This is a genomic window from Noviherbaspirillum phoenicis (genome assembly GCF_047237965.1).
GTDB lineage: Bacteria > Pseudomonadota > Gammaproteobacteria > Burkholderiales > Burkholderiaceae_D > Noviherbaspirillum_A.
The window spans coordinates 4,187,292-4,204,029 of sequence record NZ_JBDFLX010000001.1 but is presented as its reverse complement, the minus strand read 5'-3'; the positions used below and the strand labels follow the sequence as shown (position 1 = coordinate 4,204,029).

Here is a 16,738-nt window from a genome sequence, read left to right as displayed (position 1 = left end):
CTGTAACGATTAACCTCAACTGGCCATACTTGATCCATCGTTTCGGTGCTAACATCGAATATGTTCGATAAACGAACAAATGTTTGGTAATAGAACGCTCGCTGAGTTTTTCATACGACAATAGCAATCGTCAAGGCGGTGCGCCGAATAGTGTGCGGTGGCCGAACAACTTAAAACCATTCTTTCATCAGGGCGAGGACCAACATGCAAGCACTACCGGAGCCTAATGTCGTGGAAAACCCGGCATTTCAGTCAGAGAAATTAATGACCATTGCACAAGAAATCGAGGCAATGACCGACCCCAGTTTCATGACTTCACTGGCACGGGGCCTGGCGGTGGTGCGCGCATTCAGCGACCAGCGACGCAGCCTGACCATCGCCCAGATCAGCCACCGGACGGGCATTCCACGCGCCGCCGTGCGCCGCTGCCTGTACACCCTGAAGCGGCTCGGCTATGCCGACTCGGAAGCGAACAACTTCTTCTTGAAGCCCAAGATCCTGTCCCTGGGCTATTCCTATCTCTCCTCGACGCCGCTGACCGTATCCGCCCAGCCCTGCCTGAACAACATCAGCCGCTCGCTCAACGAATCCTGCTCGCTGGCGGTGATGGACAACGACGAAGTGCTGTATGTGGCGCGTTCGGCCACGTCGCGGGTGATGTCGATCGCGCTCAACACCGGCAGCCGGCTGCCCGCCTACTGCACCTCGCTGGGCCGCGTGCTTCTGGCCAGCATGTCGGAAGACGCGCAGCGCGAGTATTTCGAAACGGCGAAACTGCGGGCCTATACCGAGCGCACCGTGGTGTCGGCGGCGCGGCTGCGGGAAATCCTGAGCGAAGTGCGGGTCTCGGGCTACGCGGTGGTGGAAGAGGAACTCGAAGTGGGCCTGCGCTCGATCGCGGTGCCGGTGCGCGGCGCCTCGGGCGTGGTGCATGCGGCGCTGAATGTGGGGGCACAGGCTACCAGGGTGTCGACGCGGCAGATGGAGGAAGAGTTTTTGCCGGTGTTGAGAAGAGGGGCGCAGGAGTTGTCGGTGTTGTTGCCTTGAGGTGCTGCTGGCAAAAATCTGATCAGGCGGGTGAATGACCGGTCAAGACATTGAATACGAAATCTACAGCGTGAATACGATGCTGGACAAAGGAGCAGAACATCCAGACTGATCAGCTTTGGTTAGCCGGACAAATCATGCAATAGAAAATGTTTTGATTCCAGCTTGATGCATGTCGATCAAAAGCCCCGAAAACCTGGCTGGTTTTCGGGGCTTTTGTTTTTAGTCCCGCCTTTATCTAACGGCCAAGTCTCGATCAGCATGTTGACGGGCTTAATCCAAGTTTCCAACTGAAGTGCTGCCTCCAGCTCGCAAGCTTCTTGAACAAACGCGATCAATTCCCCCTCAGCCTTGCGCTACGGCCGTGATGCTATCTATTTGCCAATAGTGGCATCGGTTTTGGCAATGACTATTGCAGCAGCATAGCGCGATCGGTTACCAATTTCATATAACGATAAACGAACAAAACAGTAGAGCTATCAGGGGCCACAGATGGTGAAGCGGCGGCTTTCACTTCTTTATATCTTAAGGAAAATCATGGTTAATTATCGTCGTCTATCCATTCGAAAAGCCCCCCGGAAATCGGGCCTCTGGTGGTCATTAGGATGCCGACACCTTCTTTTCGTGTTATGTACCGTCGCAACGTTCACATCTGCAGTAACTACGAATGCAGTTGCTGCTGCTCTTTCCCAAGGTAGGGTAACTGCCTGGGGAAGTAACTATTATGGGCAGAGCATCGTTCCGGATAGGCTGGAAGACGTGACAATGATTGCCGCCGGCAACAACCATAGCCTTGCATTGAAAGCTGATGGAACCGTCGTGGCCTGGGGAGATTACAGTTTTGGGCAAACAGTTATCCCGGCCGGGCTAAAGGACGTGAAAGCCATTGCCGCCGGCGGCGGCCATAACCTTGCATTGAGAACCGATGGCACCGTCGTGGCATGGGGATCTAACGGTTCTGGGCAGAGGGATATCCCGGACGGATTGACAGACGTGATAGCCATTGCCGCTGGCGACGGCCATAGCCTCGCATTGAAAAGCAATGGCAGGGTGGTGGCATGGGGATCTAACCTATATGGGCAGAGGGATGTCCCGGGCGGGTTGACAGACGTGAAAGCCATTGCCGCCGGCCGAAACCATAGCATCGCATTGAAAACAAATGGCATGGTCGTGGCATGGGGAGATGACATAGATGGCCAGCGTGATGTTCCGGATGGGCTGGAGGACGTGGCAGCGATTGCCGCAGGCAGCTTCCATAGCCTCGCATTGAAAAGCAATGGCATGGTCGTGGCATGGGGATCTAACAACTCTGGTGAGCGGACTGTCCCGGAGGCCGCGCTCACGGGGGTAAAAGCCATTGCTGCCGGCGGCGCCAGTAGCCTGGCATTGAAAACCGATGGCACCATCGTGGAATGGGGAAGTAATTTTTTCGGAGCGCGTGTTGCTCCGGGCGGCCTGACGCGCGTGATAGCCATTGCTGCAGGTTCTTACCACAGTCTGGCCGCTACCCTAACCTACACCGTCAGCGACTTCCTGCCCCCCGTCAACAATCCTGATTTCGTCAACCTCGGCAAGGTCGGCCGCACCTATCCGATCAAATGGCAACTAAAGGATGCCGATGGCAACTTCGTCACTTCCCTGACCGCCATCAAGTCCATCACGTTCAAGCCAGTTCAGTGCGGCGCATTCACCAGCGCACAGGCCGGTGCAATGGAGGCGGAAACCAGCGGCAAGAGCGGGCTTAGCTATGACGACATCAGCAACCAGTACCAATACAACTGGGCTACGCCGTCGGCAGGTTGCTATGTGCTTTTCGTAAGCTTGGATACCGGGCAAGTCCGGCAAGCCTACTTCAACTTCAGGAATTGAGCGCGGTGGGCGCCCATTGCACAAACATTGGATTCGCGACAGAGGTGTAAAGCGGCATCATATGCCTCAAAAAAGCCACAAGAAAGAAAAGCAAAACGCCCTGGAAACCGTTGGTTCTCAGGGCGTTTCATTTCCAGCAAACTGTCACATTACGAACAGACACGGGCATTGAAAACCACCATCGCTGGGGTCTCTAACACGCCATTCAAACTGGCGTTCGTCCCAGTGTTAATCCAGCAGATCCTTCATGTCATCCGCATGCTCTTCTTCCTGCTGCATGATGCGCACCAGCATCAGCCGTGTAGTGGGATCGGTGTCGCCTATCTTTTCGATCATCTGCCGATAGGATTCGATCGCCACCCGTTCCTCGATCAGGTTGGCCTTGATCATCGCGCGGATGTCGTCCGACTCGTCATACTCCGCATGGCTGCGTTCGGAAAGCGTGCGAGGATTGAAGTCGGGGTCGCCGTTGAGCTGCACGATGCGCTCGGCGATCATGTCGGCATGGGCTTCCTCTTCCTTCGCATGCTCGAGGAATTCCGCCTTGATCGACGTGTTTTCCATCCCGGTGGCGGTGTAGTAGTGACGCTTGTAGCGCATGACGCAAACCAGCTCGGTGGCCAGCGCTTCATTGAGCATGGCGATGATGCCTTCGCGGTCGCCCTGGTAGCCGGAGCTGACTGCGCCTTCGTCTGCGGTGCTGGCAGCGGCGGCGCGTATTGCCGCCTTGTCGAGCTTGCCAACGGTGTTTTCTGAATTCATGGTCTATTCCTGGTAAGCGTGTTGAATGATGTGCCGCGCCTGTTACGGGCGGCTTGCCTTACAAACCAGTCATCATCTTCTGCGCAAGCGCCGGCTGCGTCGGTACGCCAACGAACATAAGCGGACGCGCTCGGCGGCGCCAGGGAGGTGGCAGGCAGGCGCCATCAATGCCGGCCTGACGCCCCGAATTGCCTGAACGGGATCGCGCTAGTAACTGACCCGGTAACGATAGCCACGGTAATTCAGCACCATCTCGCTGGGCAGCAGCTTTTCCAGCGTCAGGCCATCGGCCAGCTGATCGCCTTCCCGGCGCAGCCGGTTGTTGATCAGCACCGAGCGGTCAGCCGGATTACTTGCATACAGATAGCCGTTGATGGCAATCGGCGGAATCTCGCGCTGGATCTGCGCCGGCAATTCCTGCAGCAGCGCGATTCGTTCCGGCGCAGGCGTGGCGGCAGGGATCGCGGCCGACGCGGTTTCGCCCATCCTGCGCGCCGGCTTGGCAGGCGGCGCCGGGGAAACGGCGGGCGCAGCGGATGCGGGAACGGGCGCTGTCGGCGCAGACCGGGCTGCTGGCGCTGGCGCTGCCGCTGCCGCTGCCGCTGACGCTGCCGTTGGCGTTGGCGTTGGCGTTGGCGTCTGTGCCGCTGGGGCTGCGGCGCGGGGTGCGCTTTCCTCCGTGCGCATGGCCACCGGCGGCGTCGGCCCGGCCGGCGTGCCAGTCTGCCGCGACGTTTGCGCAGCCGGCCATAACAGCACCGCTCCCAGCGCCACTGCAGCGAGCGCGCCCGTGATCCAAAGCCACTGCGCGGCCGGTGCGCGCGGCGCAATCGTCGGCAGCGGCTGCGCGTCAACGCCGGGGACGGCGCCGCGCGCGCGTTCGGCCTGGGCTTTCTTGAGCGCTTCGAGTATGTAGGACATGGTTATTTTTCCTGCGCCAGCGCGCCGGCTGCGCGTTGCGGCTCCGACAGCTGCGGCTCCGGCACGCCGCTGGCGCCGTTGATGGCCATATAGGTCTTGGGCCCGATCACGCCATCGGGCGCCAAGCCCTGCGCCGACTGGAAGGTGCGCACTTCACGCGACATGGCGGCATCGTACTGGCGGCCTGGCGCCGGCTGCTCGTAGCCGTTGATCACGGCCAGCCGCGCCGCGATCCAGTCCACGTCCGGCCCCTTGTCGCCCGGCCTCAGGTGCGCCCGGAACTCGGGCGGCGCGCGCCACAGCGTCAGAAAGCGGCCAGGCATGCGCCGGCCCAGCGCCACCAGGCTCACCAGCCTGACCTGGTTGCCGATGCGCAGGCCGGCGCCGGCATTGCCCAGCGCGACCAGCGGCAGGTAGTGCTGCACGCCCGCATTGTCGCGCAGCGTCACGATGGCCGGCCGGCTCAGCTGACGCAGTTCGGCCAGGCCGCCGGCCGACTGAAAGCAATGCAGGCCGGCCGCCAGCGCCGCCTTGCATGGCTCGCCCTCGCCCAGCTCCACCTGCCACAGGCTGGCCAGTTCCGCCAGGCCGGCAAATTCCTGCGTGGGTGCGTTGTCCAGCAATCCGCCCAGCTCGGTCAACACGGGCAGCAGCGCCGGCTCGGCGGCCTGGGAGTCGGGCGCAGGCTGCGGCGCCGCCGTGGCTGACGGCTCCGCCCGGCTGGCCACTTCCGGCTCGGGCGCGGCAGCCGGCGCCGGCACGGGCGAAGGCGCCTTGGCTTCCACCGCGGGACGCAGCAGGCTGGCGGCATCGTGCCAGTTGACGCCGCCGGCCACCATCGCGCCGCCGGCAAGCGCCGCCAGCACCGCCGCGATCGCATAGGGCCGGTAAGGATGCCGCCCGGCAGGCCCGTGGTCGGCGCCGAACACTTCCCGTGCCGCCGCGCGCAGGATACGCCGGTCCACCTGGCGCATTTCCAGTGCATAAGCGCCCAGCAGCGCGCGATCGCAAAGCAGGTTGATGCGCCTGGGCACGCCGCCGCTGATGCCATGTATCAGTCGGGTCAGGCGCGGCGGGAAAGGCGTTGGCCCGAGCAGGCCGGCAACCGCCAGCCGATGGCTGATGTAGGCGCCGGTTTCCCGCACGGACAAGGCATCGAGGTGATACCGGGCGATGATGCGTTGCGCCAGCTGTTCCAGTTCGGGCCGGGCCAGCATGTCGCGCAGTTCCGGCTGGCCGATCAGGATGATCTGCAGCAGCTTGCGCTCGCTGGTTTCGAGGTTGGTGAGCAGCCGCAACTGCTCCAGCACGCTGAAAGAGAGGTTCTGCGCCTCGTCGATGATGAGCACATTGTTGCGTCCCTCGGCATGGGAAGCCAGCAGATGCTGGTTCAGCCTGTCGACCAGGTCCTTGACCGTTGCGTCCGGCGGCGGCGCCGGCAGGCGGAATTCCTCGCAGACCGTACGCAGCAGCTCGATGGCCGTCAGCCTCGGATTGAAGATGTAGGCCACATTGCAGTTGGCCGGCACCTGCTCTAGGAAGCAGCGGCAGACCGTGGTCTTGCCGGCGCCGATTTCCCCGGTCAGCAGCACGAAGCCGCCGCCGGCGTCCACCCCGAACAGCAGATGCGCCAGCGCCTCGCGGTGACGCTCGCTCATGAACAGGTAATGCGGGTCGGGGGCGATGGAAAACGGCGCGTGCCTGAGCTGGAAAAATTGCTTGTACATGGTCAGCATGGAAATGAAGCGGCAAGGCTAACATGAACCGTGTCCAGGGCGAAGCACGGCGCAGCCGAACGAGATGCAGCGAAGCGATACAGCGCGAAGGCGGCCAGCAGATCCGCATGCCGCTTGCGTGACGGAGTCGCCAACATTAAGCTTGCCCGCCTCTTGTACGGAATGTCCGATGCGTTCTTCCCTTCCCCACTTCCTGTTTCGTTTGACGGCGCTGCTTGCGCTGTCGGCCTGCGCGTCCGCGCCCAAGCCGCCTTCCTTCGCTGGCAAGCCGGTCACCGTCTACGCCGCCGGCGACATCGCCGACTGCCGCTACCGCGCACCGCAGGACAGCGGGGCCGCCGCCACTGCCATGCTGGTGGCGGCCGGCCTCGCGGCCGATCCCGGGGCAATCGCGCTGACCCTGGGCGACCATACCTACCCGGTCGGCCTGCCGGCCGAATTCAACGACTGCTACCACCCCACCTGGGGGCAATTCCGCGAACGCACCCTGCCGGTGCCGGGCAATCACGAGTACTACACGGCCGGCGCCCCTGGCTACTACGCTTACTTCGGCGCAAGGGCGGCGCAGGAACAAGGCGGCTATTACAGCGTCCAATTGGGGAAATGGCATGTGATCGGCCTCAACAGCGCCCTGGACGGCGCGGGGGCCGAGGCGCAGTTGGCCTGGCTCAGGAACGATCTGGCGCGCCATCCGGCGCGATGCACTCTGGCAATGCTGCACCATCCGAGGTACAGTTCCGGCGGCCACGCCAGCAACCCGGCGATGGCCCCGCTGTGGCAGGAACTCGCTGCGGGCGGCGTGGAACTCCTGCTTTCGGCGCATGACCACAACTACGAGCGCTTTGCGCCGCAGGACGCGGCCGGTCGGCGCGACGACGCGCTTGGCATGCGCCAGTTCGTGGTCGGCACCGGCGGCGCGATGCTCACGCCGGTGCGGCTGGACCGCCCCAACAGCGAGGTGAAGGATAATTCGGTGCACGGCGTATTGCGGCTGGATTTATTCGACACTGGCTATACATGGGAATTTCTGCCCGTCGCCAGCGAGGCCAGCCCGCCCTTCACCGACCGTGGCGCCAGCACCTGCCACTGAGGGCACATCGAGGGCACACCCAGGGCAGCCAGACCAACCCGAAACAAGCATTTACCAGGACGACCCAGCATGCATATCGAAGAATCCGTCAAGCTCGACTTCAAGGATGTACTGATCCGCCCGAAGCGTTCGACGCTGACCTCGCGTTCCGAAGTCGACATTCACCGCGATTTCGTGTTCCACCACTCGCGCCGCACCTATCACGGCATTCCCGTCATCGCCGCCAACATGGACAGCACCGGCACCATGGAAATGGCGCGCGCGCTGGGCGAGCATGGCCTGTCGGCCGCGCTGCACAAGCATTATCCGGAAGAAGAGCTGGTGACCTTCTTCCGTTCGCTGCAGGAAGAAGGCCGGCCGGAATCCACCGCCTTCTACTCGATGGGCATCGGCAAGTCCGACTACGAGAAGTTCGAGTCCGTGATGGCCAAGAGCGGCTCGGCGATTGCCTACGTCTGCATCGACGTGGCCAACGGCTATACCGAAGGCTTCATCAACTTCGTCAAGAAGGTGCGCGGCAATTACCCGCACCTGACCATCATGGCGGGCAACGTGGTCACCGGCGACATGACCGAGGAACTGATCCTGGCCGGCGCCGACATCGTCAAGGTCGGCATCGGCCCCGGCTCGGTCTGCACCACCCGCAAGATGACGGGCGTGGGCTATCCGCAACTGTCGGCCGTGATCGAATGCGCGGATGCGGCCCACGGCCTGGGCGGCCAGATCTGCGCCGACGGCGGCTGCGTGGTGCCGGGCGACCTCGCCAAGGCCTTCGGCGGCGGCGCCGACTTCATCATGCTGGGCGGCATGCTGGCCGGCCACGACGAATGCGCCGGCGACCTGGTCGAGCGCGACGGGAAGAAGTTCAAGCAGTTCTACGGCATGAGCAGCCGGGTGGCGATGGAGAAATATGCCGGCGGCGTGGCCCGCTACCGCGCCAGCGAAGGCAAGGAAGTGCTGGTGCCGTCACGCGGGCCGGTGGCCGACACCCTGCAGGACATCCTGGGCGGCGTGCGTTCGGCCTGCACCTATGTCGGCGCCCACAAGCTCAAGGAGTTGACCAAGCGCACCACCTTCATCCGCGTGACCCAGCAGTTGAACGAAGTCTTCGGCAAGTCGTAAGCGGCTTGGCAAGACCATGGCAGCATCGCCCGCATCGCTGCGCCTGTTCTTTGCGCTATGGCCGGATGAGGCCACGCGCAGCGTGCTGGCCGGGCTGCTGCCACCCGGTCAGTCGGGAGCCGGCCGGCCGACCGCGCCCGAAAACCTGCATCTGACCATGGCGTTCCTGGGCATGCAGCCGGCGCAGGTGCTGCCGGCGCTGGAACAGGTGCTGCAGGCGGTTGACTTCCCGGAACTACGCCTGCAGCTGGACCGCTACGGTTATTTCCAGCGGGCGCGGATTGCCTGGCTGGGCATGCAGCATCCGCCGCCGGCATTGCTGCAACTGCAGCGCGAGCTGTCGGCCGCGCTCAGGGCATGCGGCATCGGCCATGACAGGGAGTCGGCTTTCCGGCCGCACGTGACGCTGGCGCGCAATGCGCCGGCCGCACCGCGCGGCAGGGCGCCGGAGATTGTCTGGCAGGCGCCGCAGCTGGCGCTGGTGCAGTCCACCACCGCGCCGCGCGGGCCGATTTATGAAGTGCTGGCGCAACGCGCGCCGGGCTGAGCGCCGTGGTCAGGCCGGGTCGGTCGTAGTCGTGGTCGTGGCTGCGGCTGTGGCCGACTCGGCCAGCCGGCGCAGCACCTGCGCCGCCGCCACCAGGCCGAAGCTGGCAGTCACCACCATCGCGGAACCGAAGCCGGCGCAATTGAGGCCGGTGACGCCGGGGCCATCGACCTCGCAGGCATCGCCCGCGTCGGGCTGGCGCAGCGGCTCGGTGGAAAACACCGCGTCGATGCCGAACTTGTTCTTGGTGCCACGCGGGAAACCGTGCTCGTTGCGCAGACGCTTGCGCACCTTGGCCAGCAGCGGCTCCTGCTCGGTGCGGCAGAGGTCACGCACTTCGATCTTCGTCGGATCGATCTGGCCGCCCGCGCCGCCGATGGTGATCAGGCGTATGCGGTTGGCGCGGCAGTAGGCGATCAGCGCAGTCTTGGCGCGCGCATCGTCGATCGCATCGATCACGTAGTCATAGGCGCGCAGGCCGACCATGTCGTCGAGATTGTCCGGCGTGATGAAGTCCTCGATCTGCGTGACGCGGCAGAACGGGTTGATCTGGGCAATGCGTTCGGCCAGTGCGGTAACCTTGGGCTGGCCTATGGTCTCGGTCAGCGCATGGATCTGGCGGTTGATGTTGGACTCGGCGACGTTGTCGAGGTCGATCATCGTGATGTGGCCAATCGCGCTGCGGGCCAGCGCCTCGGCCACCCAGGAACCGACGCCGCCCACGCCCACCACGCAGATGTGAGCGCTGCGAAAGCGTTGCAGGGCGGCAGCGCCGTACAGGCGCGCAATGCCGCCAAAACGGCGTTCGAAATCGATGTCGGCCAGTTCGGCGGCGGGAAGGTGGGGGGCAATCAGGTCCATCGCGTTATTTTACTGGAAGGAAAATGCGGAAATGGCTGACGCGGCATCGACTTGGGCCGGCACCCATAACGTTTTCGGATTAAAATAACAATTAACTAACACTTTGTTGCGCCAGGCCTACGCGCCGCAACCTTTCTTTCGGGTTACAAGGGCGCCTGCAGGCCGCCAGGCGATCTTACTTTCCAAGGCAACAAGCGATGAACGTTTCCCTGTTCGACACCGCACCTGACTTCGACCAGCCCATCGCGGTGCTGAAACACTGTCACGACCGCATCCGCAAGCAGCTGCGCACCATGCAGCAGCTGGCCGGCCCGGCCGCGCGCGAGGCTGGCGCGGCGGAAGTGCAGCAGGCCGCTACCGCTGTGCTGCGTTATTTCTCCAAATCGGCGCACCAGCACCATGAGGACGAGGAACAGAATCTGCTGCCCATGCTCGCCGAGACGGCCGCCGACGCCGACGCGGCGCTGCTGGAACGGCTCACCCCGGAAATCCTGGATGAACACCGGCAGATGGACGCGGTCTGGCAGCGGCTGCAGCCCCAGCTTGCCGCGCTGGCCAGCGGCGCGGCGGCCACGCTCGACGCTGCCGATGTGGCGCTGTACCAGGAACTGTACCTTGGCCACATGGACAAGGAAGAAAGCCAGATCGCGCCGATGGCCAAGCGCCTGTTTTCGCCGGCGCAGATGCAAACCCTGGGCAATGCGATGCGCATACGGCGCGGCATTGCCCTTCCTGAAGGAGCTTAATCGATGTCGATTGCCGACCTGCGCAAGGACTACAGCCGCGCCACGCTGACCGAGGCGGAGGTGGACCCGGACCCGACCGTCCAGTTCGCCGCCTGGTTCCGGCAGGCGATGGAAGCCGGCATCCCGGAAGCCAATGCGATGAGCGTGGCGACCGTGGGCGCGGATGGCCGGCCGTCGTCGCGCATCCTGCTGATCAAGGACTTCGGCCGCGACGGCTTTACCTGGTTCACCAACTACCGCAGCCGCAAGGGCAGCGACCTGGAAGCCCATCCTTATGCCGCGCTGCTGTTTCACTGGGTCGAGCTGGAACGCCAGGTACGCATCGAGGGCCGGGTCGAAAAGCTGGCAGAAGAACAGAGCGACGCTTATTTCCAGAGCCGCCCGCTCAACAGCCGCCTCGGCGCGCTGGCGTCGGACCAGAGCGAAACCATCGCCAGCCGGGAGCTGCTGGAACAGCGCTTCGCGCAGGCCGAGACCATCCATGGCGACCAGCCTGCGCGCCCGTCGCACTGGGGCGGCTACCGGCTGGTTCCGGACCGCATCGAATTCTGGCAGGGCCGGCCTTCCCGGCTGCACGACCGCATCGTCTATACACGCCGGCAGGATGGCGCATGGCGCAGGGAGCGCTTGCAACCCTAGCCTGGCCGACGCCGACCCTGCCCGCATCACCAGGATATTGATCGCACTTTTCGGAGGACATCATGTTTTGGGAAAGGAAGCTGGAACACTGGGTGGAAAACATCCGTCACCAGGCGGCGCTGCCGCTGCGGCTGCAGTTATGGAACGGCCAGCAGTTCGACTTCGGCAAGCAGGTGCCCGAAGTGACGGTCAAGGTGCCGCACGTGTCGTCCCTGCCCTTCCTGCTCAAGCCCACCCTGGCCAACCTCGGCCGGGCCTACGTCGAAGGCCGGCTCGATGTGGAAGGACGGGCCAGGGAAGTGATCGCGGTGGCCAATGCGCTGGCCGCGCACACGCTGAAGCAGGAAAGCCGGCCCGGCTGGATAAGCAGGCCCTTCAGCCATACCCGCAGGAAGGATGCGGACGCGATCCAGTACCACTACGACGTCTCCAACGACTTCTATCAGCTGTGGCTGGACCCGCGCATGGTCTACTCCTGCGCCTACTTCGAGAATGGCGACGAAGACCTGGCCACCGCGCAGCTGAAGAAGATCGACCATATCTTGAACAAGATCCGGGTGCGCCCCGGCGACACCCTGCTCGACATCGGCTGCGGCTGGGGCGCGCTGGCGATCCGGGCGGCGAGCCAGTACGGCGCCCGCGTCACCGGCATCACGCTGTCGCGCAACCAGCATGCGCTGGCGGTGGAACGGGTGCGCGAGGCCGGGCTGGAAGGCCAGGTCGAGATCCGGCTGCAGGATTACCGCGACGTGCAAGGCCAGTTCGACCGCATCACCAGCGTGGGCATGTTCGAGCACGTCGGCCTGAAAAACCTGCCGATGTACTTCAACAAAATCAACGCGCTGCTGAAGGATGACGGCCTGGTGATGAACCACGGCATCACCACCACCGACACCGGCAATGGCGAAACGCCCTACGGCGGCGGCGAATTCATCGAAACCTATGTGTTCCCGCACGGCGAGCTGCCGCATGTGAGCCTGGTGCTGAAGACCATGCAGATGGGCGGGCTGGAGCCGCTGGACGTGGAAAACCTGCGCCGCCACTATGCAAGGACCTGCGGCATCTGGGCCGACAATTTCGAGGCGCGCGCCAACGAGATACGGCAGACCGTCGATGACAGGCGCTTTCGCATCTGGCGCGTCTACCTGGCCGGCTGCGCCTATGCGTTCAGCCAGGACTGGATCTCGCTGAACCAGGTTGTGTGCGGCAAGGCCGGCCGCGATGCGTCCGCCCTGCCCTGGTCACGCCGCTACATGTATGACCGGCCGGGTCAGTGATTGAGCTTGTCGGCGTAGGTCTTGCGAAACTTCGCCACCTTGGGCGCGACGATGTAGGCGCAGTAGCCCTGCATCGGGTTTTGCCGGAAGTAGTTCTGGTGATAGGCCTCTGCCTTGTAGTAATCGGGCAGGGGCTTCAACTCGGTGACGATGGGCGCATCCCAGACATTGGCCATTTCCGCGATCACCTGCTCGGCCGTCTCGCGCTGCCGGGCGTCGTGGTAATAGATCACTGACCGGTACTGGGTGCCCACGTCGTTGCCCTGGCGATTCAGGGTGGTCGGGTCATGGATGGTGAAGAAGACTTCCAGGATTTCGCGGTAGCTGACCACATCGGGGTCGAAGGTCAGCTGCACCACTTCGGCATGGCCGGTCGTGCCTTCGCAGACCTGTTCGTAGCGCGGATTGGACACCTGTCCGCCCGCGTAGCCCGACTCCACCTGCTGCACGCCTTTCAGTTCCTGGTAAACGGCCTGAAGGCACCAGAAGCATCCTCCGCCCAGGGTTGCTGTTTCAGTCGCCATGTTGTTCCCCCTCTTGGTTATGCCAGCATCGATCGCGTCACTGTATCGCAAAAAATGTGCTGATGCCGGCCGGCTTGATCCAAACAGCAACGGCCTCCTGCGGGAGATTGACCATGCGCAATAACTGCACCACCATACGGGACCCCAACCAACATGCGGAGCCAGGCAGATGAAGAAGAAAACCGCCGCAACGCCTGCTGCCCACAGCGAAGAGGAAACTTCATGGCTGGCCCGGCTCGGCCCCGGCGTGGTCACCGGCGCCGCCGATGATGACCCGAGCGGCATCGCAACCTACAGCCAGGCCGGCGCCCGCTTTGGCCTCAACATGCTGTGGACGGTGCTCCTGACCTATCCGCTGATGGCGGCCATCCAGATCATCAGCGCCCGCATCGGCCGCGTCAGCGGGCGTGGACTGGCCAGCAACATGCGTCGGCATTACCCGCGCTGGATACTGCATGTCACGGTGCTGATGCTGGTGGTGGCCAACACCATCAATATCGCGGCCGACCTGGCGGCCATGGGCGACGCGGTAAGGCTCCTGGTGGGCGGTCCGGCGCGCTGGTATGCGGTCGGTTTCGGCCTGCTGTCGCTGGGCCTGCAGATATTCATTCCCTACCACCGTTATGTGCGGGTGCTGAAATGGCTGACGCTGGCAATGCTGGCCTATGTCGCGGTGATCTTCACCATCCGCATCGACTGGGCCCAGGTCGGCCGCGCCGTGGTATGGCCGCAGGCGTCGCTGACGCGCGACTACATCACCACGGTGGTGGCGGTGCTGGGCACCACCATCAGCCCCTATCTGTTTTTCTGGCAGGCCTCCGAGGAAGTGGAGCAGATGAAGAGCCAGCCCGGCGGCAAATCGATCCGCAAGGAACCCGGGAAGGCGCGCACCGAACTGGGAAGGATACAGGTCGACACCTATGTCGGCATGGGCTTTTCCAACCTGGTGGCCTTCTTCATCATGCTGACCGCGGCGCTGACGCTGCATGCGCATGGCGTCACCAGCATCGACACCTCGGCCCAGGCTGCCGAGGCCCTGCGGCCGATCGCGGGCGACTTCGCCTTCATGCTGTTTGCGGCCGGCATCGTCGGCACCGGCCTGCTGGCGGTGCCGGTGCTCGCGGGTTCGGCCGCCTATGCGATGGCCGGCAGCTTCAAATGGGCCAGCAGCCTGGAATACCGGCCGGCGATGGCCAAGGAATTCTACGGCGTGATCGCTCTGGCGACGCTGGGCGGCATGGCCATCGATTTCCTGCCGCTGGACCCGGTCAGGGGGCTGTACTGGAGCGCGGTCATCAATGGCGTGATCTCCGCGCCGATCATGGTGGTGATGATGCTGATGGCGACCAACCGCCAAGTGATGGGTCGCTTCGTGATCCGCGGCGGCCTGAAGGTGTTCGGCTGGCTGGCCACGGCGCTGATGGCCGGCACCGTGCTGGCGCTGGCGGTGACGGCTTTACCGCTCGGTTAAGGACACGTGGCGAGAGGAGCCGTGATTCATCGAGCCAGTGCGGAGAGCGGCACCGGCCTGTCCGGCGCCACCTGGCGCGCAATCGCAAGCATCAGTGCTTCGCTGCCATTGCGATCCGGATTGGCCTGCGGGCCCTGGGTTGCAGCGACCGCGATGCTGATGCCACGCTCCGGCAGCATGCCGATGGACGCGCTGTAGCCGCCAAACATGGGGCTTTGCATCAGCCATGGCCCGCTGAGCAGCAGGCCCATGCCGTAATGCGCGGCTTCGGTATTTTTCCTGCAGATGCCCGGCGGGCAGCCGGCCGCATCGCCAAACCCGACCAGGCGGCCATCGGTCTGAATGGAAAAGGACCTGGACGAGAGCAGCGTACCGCGCATGATGGCTTCGGCGCTGAGGCGCAGGTCGGTGATGTCGGTGGTCATCACCGCGCCCGCCGGCAAGGTCCAGGACGGATTCCAGAACGTCGATTCCTCGTAGCTGCCCCGCTCGCTGGTATAGGCGCGCAACACCGGCGAGGGGATGTCGGGCTGCACCGAGCTTGCCGTATTGCGCAGCCCCAGCGGATCGAGAATGCGCCCGCGCAGCACCTCGGCCAGGGGCTTTCCAGTCACTTTTTCGATGACGGCGGCAAGCACGAGGTAATTGGTATGCGAATAATTCCAGTTGGCGCCGGGCGGATAAATCAGGCCCTTGTTGAAGGCATAGGACATGAGTCCGCCGGCGGTCCATTCCCGCAGTGGATCGGCCTTGGTGGCGGCAAGGAATTCCGGATCGGCGACATAGTCCGGATAGCCGGAGGTATTGTTGACCAGCATTTCCAGCGTGACTTGATCCGCGGCCGGCAAGCCGGGCAGCCACTTGCCCACCTTGTCACCGAGGCTGAGACGGCCATCATCCACCAGTTGCAGCAGCACCGTGGCCATATAGGTCATGGCGACGGCGCCGTTGCGGAAATGCATGGCGGTTGTGGCCGGCGTGCCGGGTGCGGATTCGCCCAGCGCAGTGGAATAGGCCTGCCTGCCATCGACGCTGACCTGGATGATGGCGCTTCTCAAGTCCAGCGCACGCATGACCGTGCAGGCGACTGTAGTGATGGGTTTGACCCTGGTCCGGCCTGCCGCTTGGGACGAGGGCGCCAAGTCATCGCAACGTTCCTGCTTTACCGGCTGCTCGGTGGAAGCGAACTTACCGCCGCATGCAGCCACACCAGCACCCATCCCGGCCAGGAACAGTATCTGCCGGATCCGAAAGAAAAATTTGCGCATATATCCATTCCGCTTGGTTACGTTCCGCACTACGTAACGGCGATAAATGAATGCATCCCTCGGACAACGGCGGAAAAACGAAAACTGTCGGCGAGAACGTGCCGGGCGCTATGGAAAAACCAGTGTCTTGCCGGCGGCAAGGGTGGGCAGCACCACCGGCCCCAGTACATCCTGGTCGAACAGGCGGCCATGCACCTCGTGCAGGCCGGATGGCGCGGCGGCCTGCAGCTGCAGCAGGCTGTGCTGGCTGAAGTCCCCGCCCTCACCAATGGCAAGCAGGCTCGGAACGGCCGGATCGAAGGCAACCGCCCGTGCCTCGTGCGGACAGTGGCTGCCGATCAGGGTGGACAGCGGCAGCGCGGTTGCCGACGTGCGCGGCTGCGCGCCATCGTCATCGAACAGCACCATTTTCAGCGGCAGGCCGGCGCCATGATCGGCCAGCACGACCGGCGCGTCCGGATGCTCCAACGGCCACAGGCGCGCGCCGCAGCGCACCAGCGCGAGGTACAGCACCAGCGCGTCCGGATGGCCCTGGCCGCAATAGGCGACGACATCGCCCGGCGTCACCTGCCAATCGCCCTGAAGCCGGGCGGTAGCGCGCTCGATTCTCGACCATATCTTGCGATAGCTGGCCATCCGGTAGCGGGAGGCGCAGGCAATGGCCGCCGGCTGGCTGCGTGCGTACTGGGCAAGCAGGTCGAACAGGGAGCCGGGCGGCTGCGGTGACGGTGATAGTGACGATGGACAGGCGATCATGATGGCGGGCAATGGCTCGGACCTGCCGATTCTACGGAAAAAAAGACTGCCCGCCTCATGGTTGGCCGATTTTCGGCATAATTAGCCCTGTTCAACGCTTTC

At 63.6% G+C, this 16,738-nt stretch carries 16 protein-coding genes; 9 read left to right on the top strand and 7 right to left on the bottom strand.

Annotated elements, in window-relative coordinates:
* Positions 1-264: 264 nt before the first annotated feature.
* Together ABC383_RS18815 and ABC383_RS18810 are read left to right on the top strand one after the other, a co-directional pair.
* The gene (locus ABC383_RS18815; protein ID WP_413015922.1) at positions 265-1,047 is read left to right on the top strand and encodes an IclR family transcriptional regulator domain-containing protein; all 783 of its coding nucleotides are present in this window, start codon (positions 265-267) and stop codon (positions 1,045-1,047) included.
* Between the two features lie 765 nt (positions 1,048-1,812).
* Positions 1,813-2,916 carry a PxKF domain-containing protein gene (locus tag ABC383_RS18810; RefSeq protein ID WP_413015920.1) on the top strand — a complete coding sequence of 368 codons (1,104 nt, stop codon included), beginning with the start codon at positions 1,813-1,815 and terminating at the stop codon, positions 2,914-2,916.
* A gap of 228 nt (positions 2,917-3,144) precedes the next feature.
* Here the strand turns inward: ABC383_RS18810 and ABC383_RS18805 are convergent, their stop codons facing one another.
* The 3 genes from ABC383_RS18805 to ABC383_RS18795 form a co-directional block, all read right to left on the bottom strand.
* Positions 3,145-3,678 (bottom strand): ferritin-like domain-containing protein, encoded by a 534-nt coding sequence (locus tag ABC383_RS18805; protein ID WP_413015918.1) that lies wholly within the window; start codon positions 3,676-3,678, stop codon positions 3,145-3,147.
* Positions 3,679-3,885: 207 nt separating this feature from the next.
* A complete protein-coding gene (locus ABC383_RS18800) occupies positions 3,886-4,599 on the bottom strand; it encodes a general secretion pathway protein GspB (protein WP_413015917.1) in 714 nt (237 codons plus the stop codon).
* Positions 4,600-4,601: 2 nt separating this feature from the next.
* Positions 4,602-6,326: an ExeA family protein gene (locus tag ABC383_RS18795; protein ID WP_413015915.1), complete on the bottom strand. Its 1,725-nt coding sequence runs from the start codon at positions 6,324-6,326 to the stop codon at positions 4,602-4,604.
* A 178-nt stretch (positions 6,327-6,504) separates the two neighbouring features.
* Between ABC383_RS18795 and ABC383_RS18790 the strand changes: the two genes are divergently transcribed.
* From ABC383_RS18790 to thpR, 3 genes are all read left to right on the top strand, one after another.
* Positions 6,505-7,425: a metallophosphoesterase family protein gene (locus ABC383_RS18790; protein WP_413015911.1), complete on the top strand. Its 921-nt coding sequence runs from the start codon at positions 6,505-6,507 to the stop codon at positions 7,423-7,425.
* A 69-nt stretch (positions 7,426-7,494) separates the two neighbouring features.
* Entirely contained in the window at positions 7,495-8,547 is a 1,053-nt protein-coding gene (locus ABC383_RS18785; protein WP_413015910.1) for a GMP reductase, read from the top strand.
* 16 nt (positions 8,548-8,563) lie between these two features.
* Complete coding sequence (gene thpR, locus ABC383_RS18780) at positions 8,564-9,094, top strand: RNA 2',3'-cyclic phosphodiesterase (protein ID WP_413015908.1); 531 nt, start codon at positions 8,564-8,566, stop codon at positions 9,092-9,094.
* Positions 9,095-9,103: 9 nt separating this feature from the next.
* Here the strand turns inward: thpR and tcdA are convergent, their stop codons facing one another.
* Positions 9,104-9,955 carry a tRNA cyclic N6-threonylcarbamoyladenosine(37) synthase TcdA gene (tcdA, locus tag ABC383_RS18775; RefSeq protein ID WP_413015906.1) on the bottom strand — a complete coding sequence of 284 codons (852 nt, stop codon included), beginning with the start codon at positions 9,953-9,955 and terminating at the stop codon, positions 9,104-9,106.
* Positions 9,956-10,152: 197 nt separating this feature from the next.
* On the opposite strand from tcdA, the gene ABC383_RS18770 reads away from it, so the two are divergent.
* From ABC383_RS18770 to ABC383_RS18760, 3 genes are all read left to right on the top strand, one after another.
* Positions 10,153-10,701: a hemerythrin domain-containing protein gene (locus ABC383_RS18770; protein WP_413015904.1), complete on the top strand. Its 549-nt coding sequence runs from the start codon at positions 10,153-10,155 to the stop codon at positions 10,699-10,701.
* 3 nt (positions 10,702-10,704) lie between these two features.
* The gene (pdxH, locus tag ABC383_RS18765; RefSeq protein ID WP_413015902.1) at positions 10,705-11,340 is read left to right on the top strand and encodes a pyridoxamine 5'-phosphate oxidase; all 636 of its coding nucleotides are present in this window, start codon (positions 10,705-10,707) and stop codon (positions 11,338-11,340) included.
* A 62-nt stretch (positions 11,341-11,402) separates the two neighbouring features.
* Positions 11,403-12,617, top strand: coding sequence for a class I SAM-dependent methyltransferase (locus tag ABC383_RS18760; RefSeq protein ID WP_413015901.1), 1,215 nt, complete (start codon positions 11,403-11,405; stop codon positions 12,615-12,617).
* Here the strand turns inward: ABC383_RS18760 and msrA are convergent.
* On the bottom strand, positions 12,611-13,141 hold the full coding sequence (msrA, locus tag ABC383_RS18755; protein WP_413015899.1) for a peptide-methionine (S)-S-oxide reductase MsrA: 531 nt from the start codon (positions 13,139-13,141) through the stop codon (positions 12,611-12,613). The genes ABC383_RS18760 and msrA overlap by 7 nt on opposite strands.
* Positions 13,142-13,310: 169 nt before the next feature.
* Here msrA and ABC383_RS18750 point away from each other — a divergent pair, with 169 nt between their 5' ends.
* Complete coding sequence (locus ABC383_RS18750; RefSeq protein WP_413015897.1) at positions 13,311-14,612, top strand: NRAMP family divalent metal transporter; 1,302 nt, start codon at positions 13,311-13,313, stop codon at positions 14,610-14,612.
* A gap of 26 nt (positions 14,613-14,638) precedes the next feature.
* Here ABC383_RS18750 and ABC383_RS18745 read toward each other — a convergent pair whose 3' ends face one another.
* Together ABC383_RS18745 and ABC383_RS18740 are read right to left on the bottom strand one after the other, a co-directional pair.
* Positions 14,639-15,685 carry a serine hydrolase domain-containing protein gene (locus ABC383_RS18745; RefSeq protein ID WP_413015895.1) on the bottom strand — a complete coding sequence of 349 codons (1,047 nt, stop codon included), beginning with the start codon at positions 15,683-15,685 and terminating at the stop codon, positions 14,639-14,641.
* Between the two features lie 303 nt (positions 15,686-15,988).
* A complete protein-coding gene (locus ABC383_RS18740; protein ID WP_413015893.1) occupies positions 15,989-16,636 on the bottom strand; it encodes an AMP-binding protein in 648 nt (215 codons plus the stop codon).
* Between the last annotated feature and the right edge of the window lie 102 nt (positions 16,637-16,738).

Bases quoted from the DNA above. Each gene is read 5' to 3' on its own strand.
- ABC383_RS18815 (WP_413015922.1), top strand. From the start codon at position 265: ATGACCATTGCACAAGAAATCGAGGCAATGACCGACCCCAGTTTCATG.
- ABC383_RS18810 (WP_413015920.1), top strand. From the start codon at position 1,813: ATGATTGCCGCCGGCAACAACCATAGCCTTGCATTGAAAGCTGATGGA.
- ABC383_RS18805 (WP_413015918.1), bottom strand. From the start codon at position 3,678: ATGAATTCAGAAAACACCGTTGGCAAGCTCGACAAGGCGGCAATACGC.
- ABC383_RS18800 (WP_413015917.1), bottom strand. From the start codon at position 4,599: ATGTCCTACATACTCGAAGCGCTCAAGAAAGCCCAGGCCGAACGCGCG.
- ABC383_RS18795 (WP_413015915.1), bottom strand. From the start codon at position 6,326: ATGTACAAGCAATTTTTCCAGCTCAGGCACGCGCCGTTTTCCATCGCC.
- ABC383_RS18790 (WP_413015911.1), top strand. From the start codon at position 6,505: ATGCGTTCTTCCCTTCCCCACTTCCTGTTTCGTTTGACGGCGCTGCTT.
- ABC383_RS18785 (WP_413015910.1), top strand. From the start codon at position 7,495: ATGCATATCGAAGAATCCGTCAAGCTCGACTTCAAGGATGTACTGATC.
- thpR (WP_413015908.1), top strand. From the start codon at position 8,564: ATGGCAGCATCGCCCGCATCGCTGCGCCTGTTCTTTGCGCTATGGCCG.
- tcdA (WP_413015906.1), bottom strand. From the start codon at position 9,955: ATGGACCTGATTGCCCCCCACCTTCCCGCCGCCGAACTGGCCGACATC.
- ABC383_RS18770 (WP_413015904.1), top strand. From the start codon at position 10,153: ATGAACGTTTCCCTGTTCGACACCGCACCTGACTTCGACCAGCCCATC.
- pdxH (WP_413015902.1), top strand. From the start codon at position 10,705: ATGTCGATTGCCGACCTGCGCAAGGACTACAGCCGCGCCACGCTGACC.
- ABC383_RS18760 (WP_413015901.1), top strand. From the start codon at position 11,403: ATGTTTTGGGAAAGGAAGCTGGAACACTGGGTGGAAAACATCCGTCAC.
- msrA (WP_413015899.1), bottom strand. From the start codon at position 13,141: ATGGCGACTGAAACAGCAACCCTGGGCGGAGGATGCTTCTGGTGCCTT.
- ABC383_RS18750 (WP_413015897.1), top strand. From the start codon at position 13,311: ATGAAGAAGAAAACCGCCGCAACGCCTGCTGCCCACAGCGAAGAGGAA.
- ABC383_RS18745 (WP_413015895.1), bottom strand. From the start codon at position 15,685: ATGCGTGCGCTGGACTTGAGAAGCGCCATCATCCAGGTCAGCGTCGAT.
- ABC383_RS18740 (WP_413015893.1), bottom strand. From the start codon at position 16,636: ATGATCGCCTGTCCATCGTCACTATCACCGTCACCGCAGCCGCCCGGC.